Source organism: Halotalea alkalilenta DSM 17697, assembly GCF_000621205.1.
In the GTDB taxonomy this organism is placed as follows: Bacteria; Pseudomonadota; Gammaproteobacteria; order Pseudomonadales; family Halomonadaceae; genus Halotalea; species Halotalea alkalilenta.
This window is the reverse complement of record NZ_KK211229.1, coordinates 46,958-66,144: the sequence shown is the minus strand read 5'-3', so window position 1 is coordinate 66,144 and position 19,187 is coordinate 46,958. Positions and strand designations below refer to the sequence as shown.

Below are 19,187 nucleotides of genomic sequence, written 5' to 3'. Positions count from 1 at the left end.
GTTTTGCTCCAAGCCTGTTAAACTCAGCTCAAGTTGAGTAGCCATCCGGAGTGGACGCCGATGAAGTGGGACAAGGGTCGTCGTAGCGACAACGTCGAGGATCGACGCAGCGCGGGATCGGGCAGGCGCCTGCCGATCGGGGGCAAAGGGCTGAGCCTTGGCGGCGTTGCCATCGTGCTGGTGGTGGGCATGCTGCTTGGACAGGATCCGCTCCAACTGCTGGGCCAATTGGTCGGCCAGGAGGGCTACGAACAGAGCCCGCCGACCCAGCAGCAGGTCGACGATCCCGAACAGACGCAGCAGATCGACTTCGTCAGGGCGATTCTCGGCGATACCGAGGATACCTGGCAGCAGCTCTTCGACGAGCGCGGCGAACGCTACAGCGATCCACGGCTGGTGCTGTTCAACGGCGGCGTCGACTCCGCCTGCGGCTTCGCCTCATCGGCGGTCGGCCCGTTCTACTGCCCGGGCGACGACCAGGTCTATCTCGATCTCTCCTTCTTCGATGAAATGGCCCAGCGCTTCTCCGCCGCCGGCGACTTCGCCCAGGCCTACGTGATCGCCCACGAGGTCGGTCACCACGTCCAGAACCAGCTGGGTATCTCGCAGCGGGTGCAGCAGCTGAGCCAGAGCGGTGCGCCGATGGAAGGCGCCAACGGTCTCTCGGTACGACAGGAGCTACAGGCCGACTGCTTCGCCGGGGTTTGGGCCAACCGCGCCCAGGCTCGCCACGCCTGGCTCGAGAGCGGCGACGTGGAAGAAGCGCTCAACGCCGCCAGCGCGATCGGCGACGACCGCCTACAGCGCGAAACCCAAGGCCAGGTAGTACCCGACGCCTTCACCCACGGCAGCTCCGCCCAGCGCGTCGCCTGGTTCCAGCGCGGCTTCAGCGCCGGCGACATCGACCAGTGCGATACCTTCAGCGCCGACGCGATTTGAATGAGGCCGGCACCGCCGCTCAGCGCCTTGGCGCACGTTTCAACACCGTTAGTGGCAAGCCATGTCCCTCGATCGTTCGTTCCGCACACTCGGGACGAACGGATTTATCGATCCATTCGTGGTGAGCCGGCGAGGAACGAGCCGAGTCGAACCACGGCCCCACCGCCGCCGCTTCATCCCTCGATCGTTCCTCACGCTCGGGACGAACGGATTTATCGATCCGTTCGTGGTGAGCCGGCGAGGAACGAGCCGAGTCGAACCACGGCCTCACCGCCGCCGCTCCATCCCTCGATCGTTCCTCACGCTCGGGACGAACGGGTTTACTCAACCGAGCGAGGCGACCATCACTGCCTTGATCGTGTGCAGCCTGTTCTCCGCCTGGTCGAAGGCGACGTTGGCCGGTGACTCGAACACCGCCTCGGTGACTTCGATGCCATCGGCGAGCTCGGGATAGCGCTCGGCGACCTGCCGGCCGATCGCGGTCTCGGTATTGTGAAAGGCGGGCAGGCAGTGCATGAACTTGACCGCAGGATTGTTGGCCGCGGCCATCATCGCGGTATCGACCCGATAGGGTGAGAGCAGCGCGATGCGCTCGTCCCAGGCCTCGACCGGCTCGCCCATCGAGACCCAGATGTCGGTATGGATGAAATCGACCCCGTCCACCGCCGCCTTCGCCTCCTCGGTGAGCGTGATCCTTGCACCGCTCGACTCGGCAAAGCCACGGCACTGATCGACGAACTCCTCGTCCGGCCAGAGCTCGCGCGGCGCGCCGATGCGTACGTCCATGCCGAGCTTGGCGCCAATCATCAGAAGCGACCTGCCCATGTTGTAGCGCGCGTCACCCAGGTAGGCATAGCTGATCTGCCTAAGCGGCTTGTCGCAGTGCTCGCGCATGGTCATCACATCGGCGAGCATCTGGGTCGGATGGAACTGCGCGGTCAGCCCGTTGAACACCGGCACGCCGGCATAGCGGGCCAGCTCCTCGACGGTCGACTGCTCGGCGCCGCGGTATTCGATCGCATCGAACATCCGCCCGAGCACCCGCGCGGTGTCCTTGATCGACTCCTTGTGCCCGATCTGCGACGAGGAAGGCTCGATGTAGGTGACCCCGGCGCCTTGGTCGCGCGCCGCCACCTCGAAAGCGCAGCGGGTGCGGGTGGAGGTCTTCTCGAAGATCAGCGCGATGTTCTTGCCGATCAGGCGCTGGTTCTCGAGCCCGGCGTACTTGGCGCGCTTGAGATCGATGGACAGGTCGACCAGGAACTCGATCTCACGCCTGTCATGGTGCATGAGACTTAGAAGATGGCGGTTTTTGAGGTTGAAGGCCATGACGCTGTTTCCATGAAAATAGCGAACGATCGCAGCGATTGGCTGCCTCGTTCGTCACCAAGAGAATCCCCGACCATAGCAGGAACCGCGAGCCAAGCGAAGCGCCTGACCCATCGTGCCACGGCAGGCGGGTCAAGGACTCGATACCGCCTGGGTTCCTTACCTCACTCCACCGTAACGCTCTTGGCCAGGTTACGCGGCTGGTCGACGTCCGTGCCGCGCAGCACGGCGACGTGGTAGGCGAGCAGTTGCAGCGGCAGGGTGTAGACGATCGGGGCGAGCAGTTCGTCGACTGCGGGCAGTGCGATCACGGTGACGCCTTCGCTTTCGCGAATCCCTGAGGCTTCGTCGGCGAAGACGAACAGCTGGCCGCCGCGGGTGCGCACCTCCTGGAGGTTCGATTTGAGCTTCTCGAGCAGCTCGTCGTTGGGCGCTACCGCAACCACCGGCATGTCGCCGTCCACCAGCGCCAGCGGGCCGTGCTTGAGCTCGCCGGCGGGATAGGCCTCGGCATGGATGTAGGAGATCTCCTTGAGCTTCAGCGCGCCTTCCAGGGCGATCGGGAACTGCGTGCCGCGGCCTAGGAACAGTGCATGCTGCTTTTCGCCGAAGGCGGAGGCGAGCCGCTCGATGGTGGCGTCGAGCTTAAGCGTACGAGCGATCACCCGGGGCAATCCGCGCAGCGCTTCGACCAGCCCAGCGGCGACCGGGTCGTCGCCCTGGCGAACCCGGCGCAGCGACAGCGCGAGCAGCATGAGGGCGGTAAGCTGGGTGGTGAACGCCTTGGTCGAGGCAACGCCGATCTCGGGGCCGGCGAGGGTCAGAAGCGAAAGCTGCGACTCACGCACCAGCGAACTGCCGGCGACGTTGCAGATCGCAAGGCTGCCCAGATAGTCACCGCGCCCCTGGGCATGGCGCAGCGCGGCGAGGGTGTCGGCGGTCTCACCGGACTGCGACAGGGTGACGAACAGCGTGTTGCGCGGCACCACCACTTCGCGGTAGCGGTATTCGGAGGCGACCTCGACCTGAGTCGGGATGCCGGCGAGCTTCTCGAGCCAGTAGCGGGCGACCATTCCGGCGTGATAGCTGGTGCCGCAGGCCACGATGTGAATCGCCTCTATCCGCTCGAACAGCTCCTCGGCGGTGGCGCCGAAGGCGCGTGACAGCGCATGGTCCGAAGCAAGGCGCCCTTCGAGCGTGGCAGCGATCACCTCCGACTGCTCGAAGATCTCTTTTTGCATGAAGTGGCGAAAGCGTCCCTTGCTCGCCGCGCCATCGCCGTGCTCGTAGGTGACCACCGCGCGCTCGACCGGCTGCCCGGTACGGTCGTGGATCTCGAGCGCACCGCCGCGGCAGAGCTGTACCACATCGCCCTCGTGCAGGTAGATGAAGCGATCGGTGACCTGCAACAGCGCCAGCGGATCGGAGGCGAGGAAGATTTCATCGATGCCGACCCCGACCACCAGCGGGCTGCCCTTGCGCGCGCCGATGATCCGCTCGCCCTGGTCACGGTGCATGACCGCGATCGCATAGGCACCATCGAGCCGCGCGATCACCCGTTCGACCGCGGCGAAAAGATCACCCAGGCGAGAGAATTCGCGATCGATCAGGTGCGCGATCACCTCGGTGTCGGTCTCGGAGGAGAAACGGTAGCCGTCGGCTTCGAGTTCCACGCGCAGCGGCTCGAAGTTCTCGATGATGCCGTTGTGCACCACCGCCAGGCGGCCGTTGGAGAAGTGCGGATGGGCATTCTCCACCGTCGGCCGTCCGTGGGTCGCCCAGCGGGTATGGGCGATCCCGCAGCGTCCGGAGAGCGGTGCCCTGGCGAGCTCGGCTTCCAACGCGGCGACCTTGCCCACCGCCCGCCGGCGTGCAAGCGCGCTTTGGTCATCGAGCGTCGCCATGCCAGCGCTATCGTAGCCGCGATACTCGAGCCGCTTGAGCCCTTCGAGCAGGATACCCTGCACCTGCCGGCAAGCAATCGCTCCAACGATCCCGCACATAGCCCTTCTCCTCGCGCTCGCCCCGGCAATGCAAGGGCGCTTGATGAATCCTGCTTGATCAATGTTCCGAGACGAACTCAGCCCGCCTCGCCAGCTCCTTCGACCACCACCAGTTCGACGCCGCGGGCAGTGATACGCTCGCGCAGCGCTGGTTCGAGCCGGTCATCGGTGATCAGCACGTCGATCGCCTCCCAGTCGAGCTCGAGATTCGGCATTCGCCGCCCGACCTTGTCCGCCTCGGCCATCACCACCACCTCGCGTGCCACCTCGGCCATCACCTGGGAAAGCCGGATCAGCTCGTTGAATGTAGTGGTACCACGCTCGAGATCGATGCCATCGGCGCCGATGAACAGTTGGTCGAAGTCATAGGCGCGCAGCACCTGCTCGGCGATCTGACCCTGGAACGAGTTCGAGCGCTCGTCCCAGGTACCGCCGGTCATCAAAAGCGATGGGTGGCTCGGAAGCTCGCGCAGGGCGTTGGCGACCATCAGCGAATTGGTCATCGCCACCAGCCCGAGCACGTCCTCGAGTTCAGGGATCAGCGCCGCGGTGGTACTGCCGCTGTCGATGATGATCCGGGCGTGATCGCGGATGCGACGGCGCGCCTCGTGGGCGATTCGCTGCTTGATCGGTGAAATCCGCGCGGGCTCGGCCTGTTCACGGGGGATCAGCGCGGCACCGCCATAGCGGCGGATCAACCGACCGGCATCCTCGAGCAGGGCGAGATCCTTGCGGATGGTCACTTCCGAAGTGGCGAAATAGTGGGCCAGCGCCTCGACGCTGATCTCTCCTTGCTCTTCGAGCAGGGAGAGGATCTCTTCACGACGTGCGGGCGTTCTTCTCGACATGGAATACTCTATCGTAGCCGTGAAAAAAACGGCGTTTCCGAAAGATTATATCTTTCGAACACGCCGTTCAATGTTTCAATTCGAAATCAACCCTTCTTGGGTCGCTGCCAGCCGGTCTTCTCGACCTGGCGGCTGCGGGCGACCACCAATCGGTCATGCTCCACCGCCTGGGTCAGCGTCGAGCCAGCGGCGATAGTCACCCGATCGCCGATCGTGATCGGCGCCACCAGCGCCGTATTGGAACCGACGAAGACCTCGTCGCCGATCTCGGTGCGGTGCTTGTTCACCCCATCGTAGTTGCAGGTGATGGTCCCGGCACCGACATTGGTGTCTCGGCCTATCCGCGCATCGCCGATGTAGCTCAGGTGGTTGACCTTGCTGCCGGCACCGATCCGCGCCTGCTTGGTTTCGACGAAGTTGCCGATCCGCACGCCGCGGGCCAGCACGGTACCGGGGCGCAGCCGGGCAAAGGGTCCGATCTGGCTGTCGCCTTCGATCTCGGCGCCGTCGATCACGCTGTGCGCCTCGATCCGGGTGCCGGGCCCGATGTTCGCATCGCGGATCACGCAATAGGGCCCGACGCTCACGTTCTCGCCCAGGCTCACCTCGCCTTCGAACACGCAGCCAACGTCGATCGAGACGTCGAACCCGACTTCGAGCGAGCCACGCAGTTCGAAGCGGGAAGGGTCGCTGAGCGTTGCGCCCTCGGCCATCACCCGCTCGGCCTGTTCACGCTGCAGCAGACGCTCGAGCGCGGCGAGCTGAATCCGGTCATTGACGCCTTCGACCTCCTGGACACGCTCGGGCTGGGTCGCGTCGATCTCGATACCCTCGCACCGCGCCATGGCGACGATATCGGTGAGGTAGTACTCGCCCTGGGCATTGGCCGAGGAGAGCTTCGGCAGCCAGCGCTTCAGCAGCGCTCCAGTGGTGGCGAGAATACCGGTATTGCACTCGCGCACCCGACGCTGCTCCAAGCTTGCGTCCTTGTGCTCGACGATGCTCGTGATCCGCCCACTCCCATCGCGAATGATCCGTCCATAGCCGGAGGGATCGGCGAGTTCGACGGTGAGCAGATTGAGCCGGTCGTGATCGAGCCCTTCGATCAGTCGCTCGAGGGTTTCGCCCCGGATCAGCGGCACATCACCGTAGAGCACCAGCACCGGGCCGTCGCCAAGCGACGCCAGCGCCTGGGCCACCGCGTGACCAGTACCCAGCTGCTCGGACTGCACCACGAAATCCAGGCCCTGGCCTTCGAACGCCGTCTCGATCCGCTTTGCACCGTGTCCGATCACGACGTGCAGGCGCGCATCCCCGAGCGTCCTGGCTGCGTCTACCACCCTCTGCAGCATCGGCCGGCCGGCAAGCGGGTGAAGAACCTTGGGCAGCCTGGAGCGCATCCGGCTGCCTTGGCCGGCGGCGAGGATCACGACATCGAGGGACATGGATACTCCGCGGAAAATCGGTTGAATGGAGACATAGCACAGCGATGCATCGAGCAACGCCGGCCGGGAATGGAGGGATTACACCACAGCGCGGCGACCGGCGGCACGCGTCAAAACGGTTAAAACGCAAACGCCCCGGCCAAGGCCAGGGCGTCTGGAACGACATCAGCGATCAGGACTTGCGGCGCTTGAGCTCGTTGAGGGTGCGAAGCCGTGCGTTGGCCTCGGCGATGTCGGCAAGCGCGCTCGAATAGTCGAGCTGGGCTTTCTTATCGCCGATCGCCCGCTGCGCCTCGTCGCGTACACGCTGCGCGGAAGCCTCGTCGAGGTCGCGCGCCCGCGCGGCCGTATCGGCGAGGATCGACACCATGTCCGGCTGTACCTCGAGGAAGCCACCGGAGACGTAGAACACCTCCTCCTGGCCACCTTCGCGAGTCACTTGCACCGGCCCCGGCGCCAGCAGGGTCAGCAGCGGCTCGTGGCCCGCGCGAATGCCCAGCTCACCTTCGCTGCCGGTGACGACGACCTGCGACACCTTACCGGAAAAGATCGCTGTCTCGACGCTGACGATGTCGCACTGGAAGCTGTTTGCCATCTCTGTCTCCTACCGACGCCGCCCAGGGACGGCGTCGAATGAAGGGATGCTCAGCGCATGCCCTTGGCTTTCTCGATCGCTTCTTCGATGCCGCCGACCATGTAGAACGCCTGTTCGGGCAGATCGTCGTAGTCACCGTCGAGGATCCCGGTGAAGCCTGCGATGGTGTCCTTGAGCGAAACGTACTTGCCCGGTGCACCGGTGAACACTTCGGCGACGAAGAACGGCTGCGACAGGAAGCGCTGGATCTTACGCGCACGGGCAACGGTCGCCTTGTCTTCGTCGGAGAGCTCGTCCATGCCGAGGATCGCGATGATGTCCTTGAGCTCCTTGTAGCGCTGGAGCACGTTCTGGACACGCCGAGCGACATTGTAGTGCTCCTCGCCGACGACCAGCGGATCGAGCTGACGCGAGGTCGAGTCGAGCGGATCGATCGCGGGATAGATGCCGAGCTCGGCGATCTGGCGCGAGAGTACGACGGTGGCATCGAGGTGCGCGAAGGTGGTCGCCGGCGACGGATCGGTCAAGTCGTCCGCGGGGACGTAGACCGCCTGGACCGAGGTGATCGAGCCGGTCTTGGTCGAGGTGATGCGCTCTTGGAGCATGCCCATCTCTTCGGCCAGGGTCGGCTGGTAGCCCACCGCGGAAGGCATGCGTCCAAGCAGTGCGGACACTTCGGTACCGGCCAGGGTGAAGCGGTAGATGTTGTCGATGAACAGCAGCACGTCGCGGCCTTCGTCGCGGAACTTCTCGGCGACGGTAAGGCCGGTCAGCGCAACGCGCAGACGGTTGCCCGGAGGCTCGTTCATCTGGCCGTAGACCAGCGCGACCTTGTCGAGAACGTTCGACTCCTTCATCTCGTGATAGAAGTCGTTACCTTCACGGGTGCGCTCGCCGACGCCGGCGAACACCGAGAAGCCGGAGTGCTCGATCGCGATATTACGGATCAGCTCCATCATGTTGACGGTCTTGCCGACCCCGGCGCCACCGAACAGACCGACCTTGCCGCCCTTGGCGAACGGGCAGACCAGGTCGATGACCTTGATCCCGGTCTCGAGCAGCTCGTTGGAGGCCGCCTGGTCGGCATAGCCCGGCGCGCGGCGGTGGATCGACATCCGCACTTCCTCGCCGATCGGGCCGGCTTCGTCGATCGGTCGACCAAGCACGTCCATGATCCGGCCGAGGGTCTGGGTGCCTACCGGCACCTGGATCGGTGCACCGGTGTTGGAGACCGGCAGGCCGCGCTTCAGCCCTTCGGTGGATCCCATCGCGATCGCGCGCACGACGCAGTCGCCCAGCTGCTGCTGGACCTCGAGCACGGTCTCGGTGTTGTCTACGTTAAGTGCATCGTAGACCTTGGGCACGTCTTCGCGGGGAAACTCCACATCGATGACAGCGCCGATGATTTGTACGATATGTCCGCTCATCTGGTGTCCTCTAAACCTGCAATTCTGTCATGCCGCCAGGCATGTCGAATGATCCATGGGCGGCGTCGCCTTCGGCATCAGACCGCCGCGGCACCGCCAACAATCTCGGAGATCTCTTGGGTGATCGCCGCCTGACGCGCCTTGTTATAGGCCAACTGCAGGTCGCTGATGATTTCACCAGCGTTGTCGGAGGCATTCTTCATCGCGATCATCCGAGCCGCCTGCTCACAAGCGATATTCTCGACCACGGCCTGATAGACCTGTGATTCGACGTAGCGCACCAGCAGTCCATCGAGGATCACTTTCGGATCCTCAGGCTCGAAGAGATAGAACCAGCTCCCCTTGGTCGCCACCGGCGCTTCCTCGGGGTTGGCCTCGAGCGGCAGCAGCTGACGAACGACCGGCTTCTGCGTCATGGTGTTGACGAACTCGTTCGCGACCAGCACCAGCCGATCCAGCTTGCCTTCGTCGAAGGCATCGAGCATCACCTTGATACTGCCGAGCAGGGCACCGACATCGGGGGCATCGCCCAGGCCCGACTTGGAGGCCATCAGCTCGCCGCCGTACTTCTTGAAGAAGCTCGTGCCCTTGCTGCCGATCGCGCAGAAGGCTACCTCGATACCCTGATCGTGATAGCGCTTGGCTTCGCTCAGCGCGGCCTTGAACACGTTGACGTTGAGCCCACCGCACAGCCCACGGTCGGTGGTGACGATGATCAAGCCAACGCGCTTGAGCTCACGCTGCATCAAGTAGGGATGGCGATAATCCAGGTTCGCACCGGCGGTGTGATAGCACACCTCGCGAACCTTGCGCGCATAGGGCTGACTCGCCGCCATACGCTCCTGAGCCCGGCGCATCTTCGACGCAGCGACCATCTCCATCGCACTGGTGATCTTCTGCGTGTTCTTGATGCTGCCGATCTGTTGCTTGATCTCTTTTCCGGCTGCCATGGCGATCTCCTGTACGAACCCGGAAACGTGTTGCTTGAGGCTGGAACCCGCCGCGCCACGTTCGCTGGTGGCGTCCGGAGCGATCCGGCACGCCTCCCTAGAGCATCGGTGGGGCGCACCCGCCCCCACCTAGCCTTGCTTAGTTGCGGGTCGCCTTGAAGCTCTCGACGGCTTCCTTGAGACCTTTCTGGATCTCGTCGTCGTAGCCGCCCTTCTGGTTGATCTTGTCCAGCAGCCCGGCATGCTCGGTGTGCATGTACTCGAGCAGATCGCGTTCGAAGACCAGTACGTCGCTGACCGCCACGTCGTTCAGGTAGCCTTCGTTGGCGGTGTACAGCGATACCGACATTTCAGCGACCGACATCGGCGCGAACTGCTTCTGCTTCATCAGTTCGGTGACGCGCTGGCCGTGCTCGAGCTGCTTGCGGGTGGCTTCGTCGAGGTCGGAGGCGAACTGCGAGAACGCCGCCAGCTCGCGATACTGCGCCAGCGCCAGGCGCACGCCGCCGCCGAGCTTCTTGATCGCCTTGGTCTGCGCCGCGCCACCGACACGGGAGACCGAGAGACCGGCGTTGATCGCCGGGCGCACGCCCGAGTTGAACAGGTTGGTCTCGAGGAAGATCTGACCATCGGTGATCGAGATCACGTTGGTCGGAACGAACGCCGAAACGTCTCCGCCCTGGGTCTCGATGATCGGCAGCGCGGTCAACGAACCGGTCTGGCCTTTCACTTCACCCTTGGTGAACTCTTCGACGTACGCGGCGCTGACGCGCGAGGCGCGCTCGAGCAGACGCGAGTGAAGATAGAAGACGTCGCCGGGATAGGCTTCGCGGCCCGGCGGGCGCTTGAGCAGCAGCGAGATCTGGCGATAGGCCCAGGCCTGCTTGGTCAGATCGTCATAGACGATCAGCGCGTCCTGGCCGCGATCGCGGAAGTACTCGCCCATGGTGCAGCCGGCGTAGGGCGCGAGATACTGCATCGCGGCAGGGTCGGCGGCGCCGGCGGCGACGATGATGGTGTGACCCATCGCGCCGTTGTCTTCGAGCTTGCGCACCATGTTGGCGATGGTCGACTGCTTCTGGCCGATGGCCACGTAGACGCAGACGATGCCCTTGCCTTTCTGGTTGATGATCGCATCGATCGCGATCGCCGACTTGCCGACCTGGCGGTCGCCGATGATCAGCTCGCGCTGACCACGACCGATCGGCACCATCGCGTCGATCGCTTTGAGGCCAGTCTGCACCGGCTGATCGACGCCCTGGCGCCAGATGACGCCGGGTGCGATCTTCTCGATCGCATCACGCTCGGTGGTCTTGATGTCGCCCTTGCCATCGATCGGGTTGCCCAGCGCATCGACCACGCGGCCGATCAGCTCGGGGCCGACCGGCACTTCGAGGATGCGGCCGGTGCACTTGCCGATCATGCCCTCGGTGAGCATCTCGTAGTCGCCGAGCACCACGATGCCTACGCTGTCGCGCTCGAGGTTGAGCACCATGCCGTAGACATCGCCAGGGAACTCGATCATCTCGCCGTACATGGCGTCGGTCAGCCCATGGACGGTGACGATGCCGTCGGCGACGCTGACGATGGTGCCCTCGTTGTGGGCTTCAAGACCGGCATCGAGCTTTTCGATCCGGCTCTTGATGATGTCGCTGATTTCGGAAGGATTCAGTTGCTGCATGCCATGTCCCCTGACCTCAGGCGTTCAGACTGCTCTCGAGCTGCGCCAATCGTCCACGCAGCGACCCGTCGATGACGGTATCGCCTGTATGGATGATGACACCGCCGATCAGCGAGCCGTCCACTGAAGTGGTGATAGAGATTTCACGGTCGAGGCGCTTCTTGAGCGCTCGCACGAGCTTGCCCTGCTGCGCATCGCTCAAGGCAAAGGCGCTGATGATTTCGACCTCGACGCGGCGCTCGTGCTCAGCGCGAGCAGCCTCGAACTGTTCAAATATCTCGGCCAGCGCCGCCAGTCGCCCGTTCTCGGCGAGCAGGGCAACGAAGTTGGCGCCCCGAGCGTCGAGCTGGTCGCCGCAGAGTTCGACGAGGATTTCCGCCGTGCGGCTCGGTGCGTGACGCGGATCTTCGATCACGCTTTCGACGCGAGGATCCAGAACGACGCAGGCGAGAAGCTCGAGCATCTTCGACCAGTTGCTCAGGTCACCCTGTGCAACCGCCGTTTCGAAGGCTGCCTTGGCGTAAGGCCTGGCGACCGTAGCGGGATTCGACTGTGCCATGAAATCCTCCTTCAGAGCTCGGCGGCGAGCTTGTCGAGAAGATCAGCGTGCTTCTTCTCATCGACGGAGGACTCGAGGATCCGTTCAGCACCCTGCACGGCGAGCGACGCGACCTGCGCGCGCAGCGCGAGCTTGGCGCTCTGCACTTCCTGCTCGATCTCGGCACGGGCGCTGTCGATCATTCGCTGACCTTCCACCCGCGCGGTCTCGCGTGCTTCCTCGATCATCTTGTTCGAGCGCGAACGCGCTTGCTCGACGATCTTGGCTGCCTCGTCACGCGTCTCGCGCAGGATCTGCTCGGCTTCGGCCTGGGCGCGGTCGAGTTCCTGCTTGGCACGATCTGCGGCATTGAGACCTTCGGCGATCTTCTTCTCACGCTCTGCGAGCGCACTGGAGATCGGCGGCCACACGTACTTCATGCAGAACCAGACAAAGATCGCGAACGAGATCGCTTGTCCGATGAGTGTCAGGTTGATGTTCACAGGCGAGTACCTTTGACAATTCGTGGTGACCGGAATCGTGAGAGCCGAGCCAGTTGGTTAGAACCCGCCCGGCACTGGCGGATCAACCAGCGACGACGAAGATCAGGTACATCGCGATACCGACACCGATCATCGGCACGGCGTCCAGCAGGCCGGCCATCAGGAAGGTACGGGTCTGGAGCAGGTTGCTCAGCTCGGGCTGGCGAGCGGTGGACTCGAGCAGCTTGCCGCCGAGGATGGCGAAGCCGATACCGGTGCCGAGCGCGCCGAGACCGATCATGATCGAGGCAGCGATGTAAATCATTTCCATGGTGAGACTCCTGTAGATAAACCAAGGTTGGGTCGGTTCAAGGGTAAGTGCAGATGCGTCCAGTCACCGAGGCATCGCGCACGACGTCGATCGATCCAGCGCCCCGGCGCAGAGTGGTCGGCGTCGGCCAGACCGGACTGCGCCACGCGGCGCGAGCTCGATGATTCCTTTTAGTGTTTCTCGTGGGCCTGGCTCAGGTAGACGACAGTCAGCATCATGAAGATGAAGGCCTGCAGCGGGATTATCAGGATATGGAAGATTGCCCACGGCACGTTCAGCGTCCATTGAATCCAGAACGGCAGCAGGGCGATCAGGATGAAGATCACCTCGCCGGCGAACATGTTGCCGAACAGTCGAAGACCCAGAGAGAGCGGTTTGACCAGCAGTCCGATCAGCTCTAGCACCAGGTTGAACGGCACCAGCGCCCAGTGATTGAACGGGGTGAAGGCCAGCTCGCGAGAGAAGCCGCCGACGCCCTTGATCTTGATGCTGTAGTAAAGGATCAGCGCGAAGACGCTCAGCGCCATGCCCATGGTGACATTGGGGTCGGCGGTGGGCACCGGCTTCATGTACTCGACGCCGAGCAGGGCGGCGATGCTCGGGATCAGGTCGACCGGCAGGAACTTGATCGAGTTCATCAACAGGATCCAGACGAAGATCGTCAGGGCCAGCGGGGCGATGAGATTGCTCTTGCCATGGAAGGTGTTGCGTACCAGGTCGCCGACGAAGACCACCGCCATCTCGACGATGTTCTGGGTACGCCCCGGCACACCGGCGGTCATCGACTTGGCGACGCGCCGGAAGAGCCAGAGGAAGGCCACGCCGATCAGGATCGACCAGAACATCGAATCGAGGTGAATGGACCAGAAGCCCATCGCCTCGACGTCAGCGCCGCTGTGGGCCAGTGACCAACCGCGTTCCGGGTGCAGACCGAAGGTCAGATTCTGGAGGTGGTGATTGATGTATGCCGATGATGCTGACGATTCGCTCGCGACCATTGATCTGCCTCAAATCCGGCGGCCGACCAGCCCGCGCAGCAGCCAGGGGGCTAGCCAGTGCGCAAGGGAGGTCGCCACGTAAGCACAAAAGAACGAAGCTGGGTTTGAGGGGGGCACTAGCGCGAACACGATCGCGAAGAGTGCCACCGTCAAACCGAACTTACCCGCTTCCGCACGATAGAGCGTGCCGACGGAACCTTGCGCGGCACGAGCCGAGTAGACACGCGAAAACTGCCAAGCGAAATAGAAGCAGGGAATCACGCTGACCAACGCACCGGAGAACGCGCTGAAGGCGGCCTGTTGGTCGATCGCAAGCAACGCGACCAGTGCCGCCGCCATTCCCACGGCCGACTGAACCGACACGATCTTGAACGGCAAGGTGTCGCGCGGCTTTCTTTGGCGATGTACCGCGGAACTCACTCGCTGCATGATGTCCAAGTACTCGACTGTCTTTCCGGGCGGCGCCTGGCGCTTAGAATGCGCGCAAGCCAAGGTTCGGCTTCAAAATTCCGGCGAATTATAAGGCGCGCACAGATGCGCTTCAATGCAATGTTGGTCGGAAGCCTGCCTCTTGGGCTTGATTTAAGCCCGCTGAGCGCTGATTCCAGTGAATCTGCGGCAAAATGCCGCAGCCCAGGCATCGAACCACCCATCACCTCAGCGGATATGGGCGAGTATTCCGTCCAGCTCGTCGAGGCTCGAGTACTTGATCAGTACCTTGCCCTTGCCGGATGCACCATGATCGATCTTCACCGCGGCGCCGAGCAGCTCGCCGAGACGGTTCTCGAGCTGGGCGACGTCCGCCGTGCTGCGGGACTCCTTCGCCGGCGGCGATAGCAGCCGACGTACCATCGACTCGGTCTGACGCACGGTAAGCCCGCGTGCCACCACGTCACGAGCAGCGTGACGCTGCCGCGCACCCTTCAATGGCAGCAGCGCCCGGGCGTGGCCAACGTCCAGCTCGCCGCGCTCCAGCATGCCCTGCACCTCCGCCTCCAGCGCCAGCAGTCGCAGCAGGTTGGCCACCTGGGCGCGCGACTTGCCGACCGCCTCGGCGACCTGCTGCTGGGTGAGGGCGAACTCGTCGATCAGCCTCTTCAGCGCCAGCGCTTCGTCGATCGCGCTCAAATCCTCGCGCTGGATGTTCTCGATCAGCGCCAGCGCCAGCGCGGACTCGTCGTCCAATTCCCGAACCACTGCTGGAATCACCTCGAGCCCAGCGAGCTGCGCCGCGCGCCAGCGACGCTCGCCAGCGATGATCTCGTAGCGCTGGCGCTCGCCCTTACCGGCGAGCGGACGCACCACGATCGGCTGCATCACGCCACGGTGCTTGATCGAGGCGGCGAGCTCATCGAGCCGTTCGCGATCGAACTCCCTTCGCGGCTGGTAGCGGCCGCGGCTCAGCGCGCCGAGCTCGAGCCGCAGCAGCCGCTCTGCGTGCTCCTCCGCCGAGCGGGGGGAAACATCGGCCGGGGCTTCGGCTGGATCGGCATGCCGCTCGTCGACGCTCACCTCGTCGAGCGGCGTACGGCTGCGGCCCCGCGCGCCGATCAGCGCATCGAGCCCGCGTCCCAGTGCGCGCTTGCGTGTCATGCGAGATTCCCCTCTGCGGATGCCGGCAAGGCAGGCGTGGACGAGACATGGCGTTTCATAGCGAGAGCCTTTTGATCAGCTCCTTGGCCAGCACCCGATAGGCGTGGCTGCCGCGCGAGAGCTTGGCGTACTTGGTCACCGGAAGACCGTGGCTCGGCGCTTCGGCGACGCGCACGTTGCGCGGGATGGCGGTCTTCAGCAGGTCGTCGCCGAAATAGTCGGAGAGCTGCTTGCTGACGTCCCGGGTGAGGCTGATGCGATTGTCGTACATGGTTCGCACGATGCCATGAATGGCCAGGGTCGGATTGATGCTCGCACGCACCTGCTCGACAGTGTCGAGCAGCGCAGAGAGCCCTTCGAGGGCGTAGAACTCGCACTGCAGCGGGATGAGTACCCCGTCCGCTGCGGTCAAAGCGTTGACCGTGAGCATGTTGAGCGACGGTGGGCAATCGATCAGCACCACATCGTAGTCGCCGCTGACCTCGTCGAGCGCCTTGGCCAGGCGCCGTTCACGATGCTCGAAGTCGAGCAGGCTGACCTCGGCGGCAGTGAGGTCGCCATTGCCGGGCAGCAGGTGATAGCCCGCCGTGGGGCAGCGCACGATCGCCTCACGCGCGCTGATCTCGCCGAGCAGCACGTCGAGGGCGCCGCCGTTGGGCAGGTCGTGCTTGTCGACCCCGCTGCCCATGGTGGCATGGCCCTGTGGGTCGAGATCGACCAGCAGCACCTTGCGCTTCAGCGCACCGAGGGCGGCAGCGAGATTGACCGCCGTAGTGGTCTTGCCCACACCGCCTTTCTGGTTGGTCAGCGCGATGATCTGGGTCACGAAGCTGTTCCTTGCTGATCGAGATGATGCTCCGGCGCGAGCCGCAACAGGTGGCGCGCGCCCTCCTCGCCAGGTACCGCGAGGGAGATGCGCTCACGGATCACCACCCCGGCGGGAGCCCGCTCCTCGTCGACCTCGCGTCGGCCTTTCATCGCCAGCCACTCGCCGCCGGCACCGAGCAGCGGACGGCTCAAGGCGATGAAATCGTCGAGCGAGGCAAAGGCGCGGCTGACGATCTGGTCGAATCCGTGCGCGTCGGTGAAGGCTTCGATCCGCTCGTGCACCGGATGCACGTTGGCGAGACCCAGCTCGAGCACCGCCTGGCGCTGGAAGCGCACCTTCTTGCCGTTACTGTCGAGCAGGGTGAGTTCCAGCGAAGGATCGAAGATCGCCAGCACGATCCCGGGCAGCCCGGGGCCTGCGCCGACATCGAGCACTCGAGGACCGCGTACCCACGCTGCGATGCTCAGGCTATCGAGCAGATGGCGTTTGATCATCGCCTCGGGATCTCGCACTGCGGTGAGGTTATAAGCGCCGTTCCACTTGTGCAACAGGGCGATGAAACGCAGCAACCGATCACGGCGATCCGCATCGAGTTCCAATCCGAGCTGGGCGCAGCCCTGGTCGAGCAGCGCACCGAGCCTGGACGCGTCGATCGCTCCCGCCATCAGGCACGCTCCTGGGCGTCGATCGCGAGCGCGCTGCGCTCGCGTTTCTTGAGCTGGATCAGCAGAAGCGATACCGCAGCCGGCGTCACCCCCGAGATCCGCGCGGCCTCGGCGAGCGTGCGCGGCCGGGCGCGATCGAGCTTCTGGCGGATTTCACTGGAGAGTCCGTCGATCCGGGCATAGTCGAGATCGGTCGGCAGCAGGGTCTGCTCGTGGCGCTTGAGCTTGTCGATCTCCTCCTGCTGGCGATCGATGTAGCCCTGGTACTTGGCCTGGATCTGCACCTGCTCGGCGACCGCCGCGTCCGCCACCGGGGCGTCGCCACGCTTGAGCCCGGCGATGTCCTGGTACTCGAGTTCGGGACGTTTGAGCAAATCGAGCAGGCGCTGCTCGCGGGTGAGCTCACCGAGCTTAGTTGCCAACCGCTCGGCCTCCTCGGTGCGCGGATGGATCCAGGTCGAGGCGAGCCAGGCCTGCTCGCGCCCGATCGACTCGCGCTTGGCCTCGAAGGCGCGATAGCGTGCATCGTCGACCAGACCGAGCTCGCGGCCCTTTTCGGTCAGGCGCAGGTCGGCGTTGTCCTCGCGCAGCAGCAGCCGGTACTCGGCGCGCGAGGTGAACATCCGATAGGGCTCTTGGGTACCGAGACGAATCAGGTCGTCGACCATCACCCCGATGTAGGCCTCGTCGCGACGTGGATACCAGCACTCCCGGCCTTGCGCGCGGCGTGCGGCGTTGAGCCCGGCAAGCAGCCCCTGGGCACCGGCCTCTTCGTAGCCGGTGGTGCCGTTGATCTGCCCGGCGAAGAACAAATTCTCGACGAAGCGGGTCTCGAGCGAGTGATGCAGGTCGCGTGGATCGAAGAAGTCGTACTCGATCGCATAGCCGGGACGGGTGATGTGTGCCCGTTCCAGGCCCTCGATCGAGCGCACCAGGGAAAGCTGGACGTCGAACGGCAGCGAGGTCGATATCCCATTGGGATAGAGCTCGTGGGTGGTGAGGCCTTCCGGCTCGATGAATACCTGGTGGCTCTGCTTGTCGGCGAAGCGATGGATCTTGTCCTCGATCGACGGGCAGTAGCGCGGTCCGATGCCCTCGATCACTCCCGAATACATCGGCGAGCGGTCGAGGTTGGCGCGGATGATCTCGTGGGTACGCTCGTTGGTATGGGCGATGAAGCAATCGACCTGGCGCGGCTGCATCGCGCTGGTGCCGATGTAGGACATCACGGGGGTCGGCGTGTCGCCCGGCTGCACCTGCATGCGCGAGAAATCGACGCTCCTGGCGTCGATTCGCGGCGGTGTACCGGTCTTCAACCGCGCCACGTTGAACGGCAGCTCACGCAGCCGCGCCGCCAGCGCGGAGGCGCTGGGGTCGCCTGCGCGGCCACCGCTGTGGTTTTCGAGCCCGATGTGGATCACCCCACCGAGGAAGGTGCCGGTGCACAGCACCACCGTCTCGCCATGAAAGCGAATCCCGGCCTGGGTCACCGCACCGCGTACCTTGCCGTCCTCGACGATCAGATCGCTGACCGCCTGCTGGAAGATCGAAAGGTTCGGCTGGTTCTCCAGCATCTCCCGGATCGCTGCCCTGTACAGCGCTCGGTCTGCCTGGGCGCGCGTCGCACGCACCGCTGGCCCCTTGCGTGAGTTGAGCACACGGAACTGGATCCCGGCGCGATCGGTGGCCAGCGCCATGGCGCCACCCAGCGCATCGATCTCCTTGACCAAGTGGCTCTTGCCGATCCCGCCAATGGCGGGATTGCACGACATCTGGCCAAGGGTCTCGACATTGTGGGTCAGCAGCAGGGTGTCGACGCCCATGCGAGCGGCAGCGAGCGCGGCTTCGGTTCCGGCATGGCCACCGCCGATGACGATGACGTCAAAGCGGTTGGGGTAATCCACGGTAGTACCTCGAAAGACTGTCGGGGCGCTGGAGCATGCCGGAGAGGGTCGATCCTGCCGTTCGCGTAAGGCGGAAGGCATGCGGTGCGCTGGGGATTAGGCCGCGCATTATAGCGCGCCTGTGGGTAACCGTCAGGGGTTTTCCACACCTCGTCTCGAGCTTGGATTCATTTACTAAACAAAAATAAGAAAAAGGATTTATTTAAAGAAGTTTTGTTGTAGTAGTGACTACTGAGCAGCGGTTTTTCTGTGGAAAACCGACTTTTATCCTTTCTCTACATAAACTTAGCCTGTTCGCTACAGTGATGGAAAGTGGCGCACCGGCTGGGTGCGGCCGGTGTGCGGCCTGTGGACAAGATGCATGGTTGTCCACACCCCGAGTTGTGCCCCTGTTTTCAACCGGCGCATACCCTGCTTGTCATCGTTTTCGTTCACGTCCACGTCAAGCTGGTACGCGGCCAGCGCTGCCGTGGGCTGTAGGCCGATATCGGGGGTCGGGGAAAAAAACTTGTCCACAGCCGGATATCCGCGGATTCCGGGCTGCGCTGGATCGAGCCGACGTAAGCCGGGCGTCTTGAGGCGCTGAGTCTTGAGAAGTTAAGAGAGGAAAGACGAGGGTACTCGACGCGG

18 protein-coding genes are annotated in these 19,187 nt (G+C 64.0%); 1 reads left to right on the top strand and 17 read right to left on the bottom strand.

Translation table 11 applies throughout. From position 1 onward, the window contains the following. Positions 1-60 precede the first annotated feature (60 nt). Positions 61-939 (top strand): KPN_02809 family neutral zinc metallopeptidase, encoded by an 879-nt coding sequence (gene ypfJ, locus Q376_RS0114700; protein ID WP_027350943.1) that lies wholly within the window; start codon positions 61-63, stop codon positions 937-939. A 324-nt stretch (positions 940-1,263) separates the two neighbouring features. On the opposite strand, the gene Q376_RS0114695 is transcribed toward ypfJ, so the two are convergent. From Q376_RS0114695 to mnmG, 17 genes are all read right to left on the bottom strand, one after another. Further along, on the bottom strand, positions 1,264-2,268 hold the full coding sequence (locus tag Q376_RS0114695) for an ornithine carbamoyltransferase (protein WP_027350942.1): 1,005 nt from the start codon (positions 2,266-2,268) through the stop codon (positions 1,264-1,266). 164 nt (positions 2,269-2,432) lie between these two features. Next, positions 2,433-4,271: a glutamine--fructose-6-phosphate transaminase (isomerizing) gene (gene glmS / locus Q376_RS0114690; protein WP_027350941.1), complete on the bottom strand. Its 1,839-nt coding sequence runs from the start codon at positions 4,269-4,271 to the stop codon at positions 2,433-2,435. Between the two features lie 77 nt (positions 4,272-4,348). Beyond that, positions 4,349-5,119 (bottom strand): DeoR/GlpR family DNA-binding transcription regulator, encoded by a 771-nt coding sequence (locus tag Q376_RS0114685; RefSeq protein WP_027350940.1) that lies wholly within the window; start codon positions 5,117-5,119, stop codon positions 4,349-4,351. Between the two features lie 86 nt (positions 5,120-5,205). Next, complete coding sequence (gene glmU / locus Q376_RS0114680) at positions 5,206-6,564, bottom strand: bifunctional UDP-N-acetylglucosamine diphosphorylase/glucosamine-1-phosphate N-acetyltransferase GlmU (RefSeq protein WP_027350939.1); 1,359 nt, start codon at positions 6,562-6,564, stop codon at positions 5,206-5,208. Between the two features lie 172 nt (positions 6,565-6,736). Beyond that, on the bottom strand, positions 6,737-7,159 hold the full coding sequence (locus Q376_RS0114675) for a F0F1 ATP synthase subunit epsilon (protein WP_027350938.1): 423 nt from the start codon (positions 7,157-7,159) through the stop codon (positions 6,737-6,739). A 50-nt stretch (positions 7,160-7,209) separates the two neighbouring features. Further along, positions 7,210-8,586: a F0F1 ATP synthase subunit beta gene (gene atpD, locus Q376_RS0114670; RefSeq protein WP_027350937.1), complete on the bottom strand. Its 1,377-nt coding sequence runs from the start codon at positions 8,584-8,586 to the stop codon at positions 7,210-7,212. 77 nt (positions 8,587-8,663) lie between these two features. Further along, positions 8,664-9,536, bottom strand: coding sequence for a F0F1 ATP synthase subunit gamma (gene atpG / locus Q376_RS0114665; RefSeq protein WP_027350936.1), 873 nt, complete (start codon positions 9,534-9,536; stop codon positions 8,664-8,666). Positions 9,537-9,675: 139 nt separating this feature from the next. After that, positions 9,676-11,217 carry a F0F1 ATP synthase subunit alpha gene (gene atpA / locus Q376_RS0114660; protein WP_027350935.1) on the bottom strand — a complete coding sequence of 514 codons (1,542 nt, stop codon included), beginning with the start codon at positions 11,215-11,217 and terminating at the stop codon, positions 9,676-9,678. A 16-nt stretch (positions 11,218-11,233) separates the two neighbouring features. Then, entirely contained in the window at positions 11,234-11,776 is a 543-nt protein-coding gene (locus Q376_RS0114655; RefSeq protein ID WP_027350934.1) for a F0F1 ATP synthase subunit delta, read from the bottom strand. 11 nt (positions 11,777-11,787) lie between these two features. Further along, positions 11,788-12,258 carry a F0F1 ATP synthase subunit B gene (locus tag Q376_RS0114650; RefSeq protein ID WP_027350933.1) on the bottom strand — a complete coding sequence of 157 codons (471 nt, stop codon included), beginning with the start codon at positions 12,256-12,258 and terminating at the stop codon, positions 11,788-11,790. A gap of 82 nt (positions 12,259-12,340) precedes the next feature. Continuing rightward, entirely contained in the window at positions 12,341-12,568 is a 228-nt protein-coding gene (atpE, locus tag Q376_RS0114645; protein WP_027350932.1) for a F0F1 ATP synthase subunit C, read from the bottom strand. Between the two features lie 170 nt (positions 12,569-12,738). After that, positions 12,739-13,566, bottom strand: coding sequence for a F0F1 ATP synthase subunit A (gene atpB, locus Q376_RS0114640; RefSeq protein WP_027350931.1), 828 nt, complete (start codon positions 13,564-13,566; stop codon positions 12,739-12,741). 9 nt (positions 13,567-13,575) lie between these two features. Beyond that, a complete protein-coding gene (locus Q376_RS0114635) occupies positions 13,576-13,995 on the bottom strand; it encodes an ATP synthase subunit I (RefSeq protein WP_081803582.1) in 420 nt (139 codons plus the stop codon). Between the two features lie 228 nt (positions 13,996-14,223). Then, entirely contained in the window at positions 14,224-15,159 is a 936-nt protein-coding gene (locus Q376_RS0114630) for a ParB/RepB/Spo0J family partition protein (protein ID WP_027350929.1), read from the bottom strand. 55 nt (positions 15,160-15,214) lie between these two features. Then, positions 15,215-15,985: a ParA family protein gene (locus tag Q376_RS0114625; protein WP_027350928.1), complete on the bottom strand. Its 771-nt coding sequence runs from the start codon at positions 15,983-15,985 to the stop codon at positions 15,215-15,217. After that, entirely contained in the window at positions 15,982-16,653 is a 672-nt protein-coding gene (gene rsmG / locus Q376_RS0114620) for a 16S rRNA (guanine(527)-N(7))-methyltransferase RsmG (protein ID WP_043448093.1), read from the bottom strand. Before rsmG ends, Q376_RS0114625 begins: the two co-directional genes overlap by 4 nt. Then, complete coding sequence (gene mnmG, locus Q376_RS0114615) at positions 16,653-18,557, bottom strand: tRNA uridine-5-carboxymethylaminomethyl(34) synthesis enzyme MnmG (protein WP_027350926.1); 1,905 nt, start codon at positions 18,555-18,557, stop codon at positions 16,653-16,655. Before mnmG ends, rsmG begins: the two co-directional genes overlap by 1 nt. Positions 18,558-19,187: the final 630 nt, after the last annotated feature.

Coding starts and splice junctions, on each gene's coding strand:
- ypfJ (WP_027350943.1), top strand. CDS start 61: ATGAAGTGGGACAAGGGTCGTCGTAGCGACAACGTCGAGGATCGACGC.
- Q376_RS0114695 (WP_027350942.1), bottom strand. CDS start 2,268: ATGGCCTTCAACCTCAAAAACCGCCATCTTCTAAGTCTCATGCACCAT.
- glmS (WP_027350941.1), bottom strand. CDS start 4,271: ATGTGCGGGATCGTTGGAGCGATTGCTTGCCGGCAGGTGCAGGGTATC.
- Q376_RS0114685 (WP_027350940.1), bottom strand. CDS start 5,119: ATGTCGAGAAGAACGCCCGCACGTCGTGAAGAGATCCTCTCCCTGCTC.
- glmU (WP_027350939.1), bottom strand. CDS start 6,564: ATGTCCCTCGATGTCGTGATCCTCGCCGCCGGCCAAGGCAGCCGGATG.
- Q376_RS0114675 (WP_027350938.1), bottom strand. CDS start 7,159: ATGGCAAACAGCTTCCAGTGCGACATCGTCAGCGTCGAGACAGCGATC.
- atpD (WP_027350937.1), bottom strand. CDS start 8,586: ATGAGCGGACATATCGTACAAATCATCGGCGCTGTCATCGATGTGGAG.
- atpG (WP_027350936.1), bottom strand. CDS start 9,536: ATGGCAGCCGGAAAAGAGATCAAGCAACAGATCGGCAGCATCAAGAAC.
- atpA (WP_027350935.1), bottom strand. CDS start 11,217: ATGCAGCAACTGAATCCTTCCGAAATCAGCGACATCATCAAGAGCCGG.
- Q376_RS0114655 (WP_027350934.1), bottom strand. CDS start 11,776: ATGGCACAGTCGAATCCCGCTACGGTCGCCAGGCCTTACGCCAAGGCA.
- atpE (WP_027350932.1), bottom strand. CDS start 12,568: ATGGAAATGATTTACATCGCTGCCTCGATCATGATCGGTCTCGGCGCG.
- atpB (WP_027350931.1), bottom strand. CDS start 13,566: ATGGTCGCGAGCGAATCGTCAGCATCATCGGCATACATCAATCACCAC.
- Q376_RS0114635 (WP_081803582.1), bottom strand. CDS start 13,995: ATGCAGCGAGTGAGTTCCGCGGTACATCGCCAAAGAAAGCCGCGCGAC.
- Q376_RS0114630 (WP_027350929.1), bottom strand. CDS start 15,159: ATGACACGCAAGCGCGCACTGGGACGCGGGCTCGATGCGCTGATCGGC.
- rsmG (WP_043448093.1), bottom strand. CDS start 16,653: ATGGCGGGAGCGATCGACGCGTCCAGGCTCGGTGCGCTGCTCGACCAG.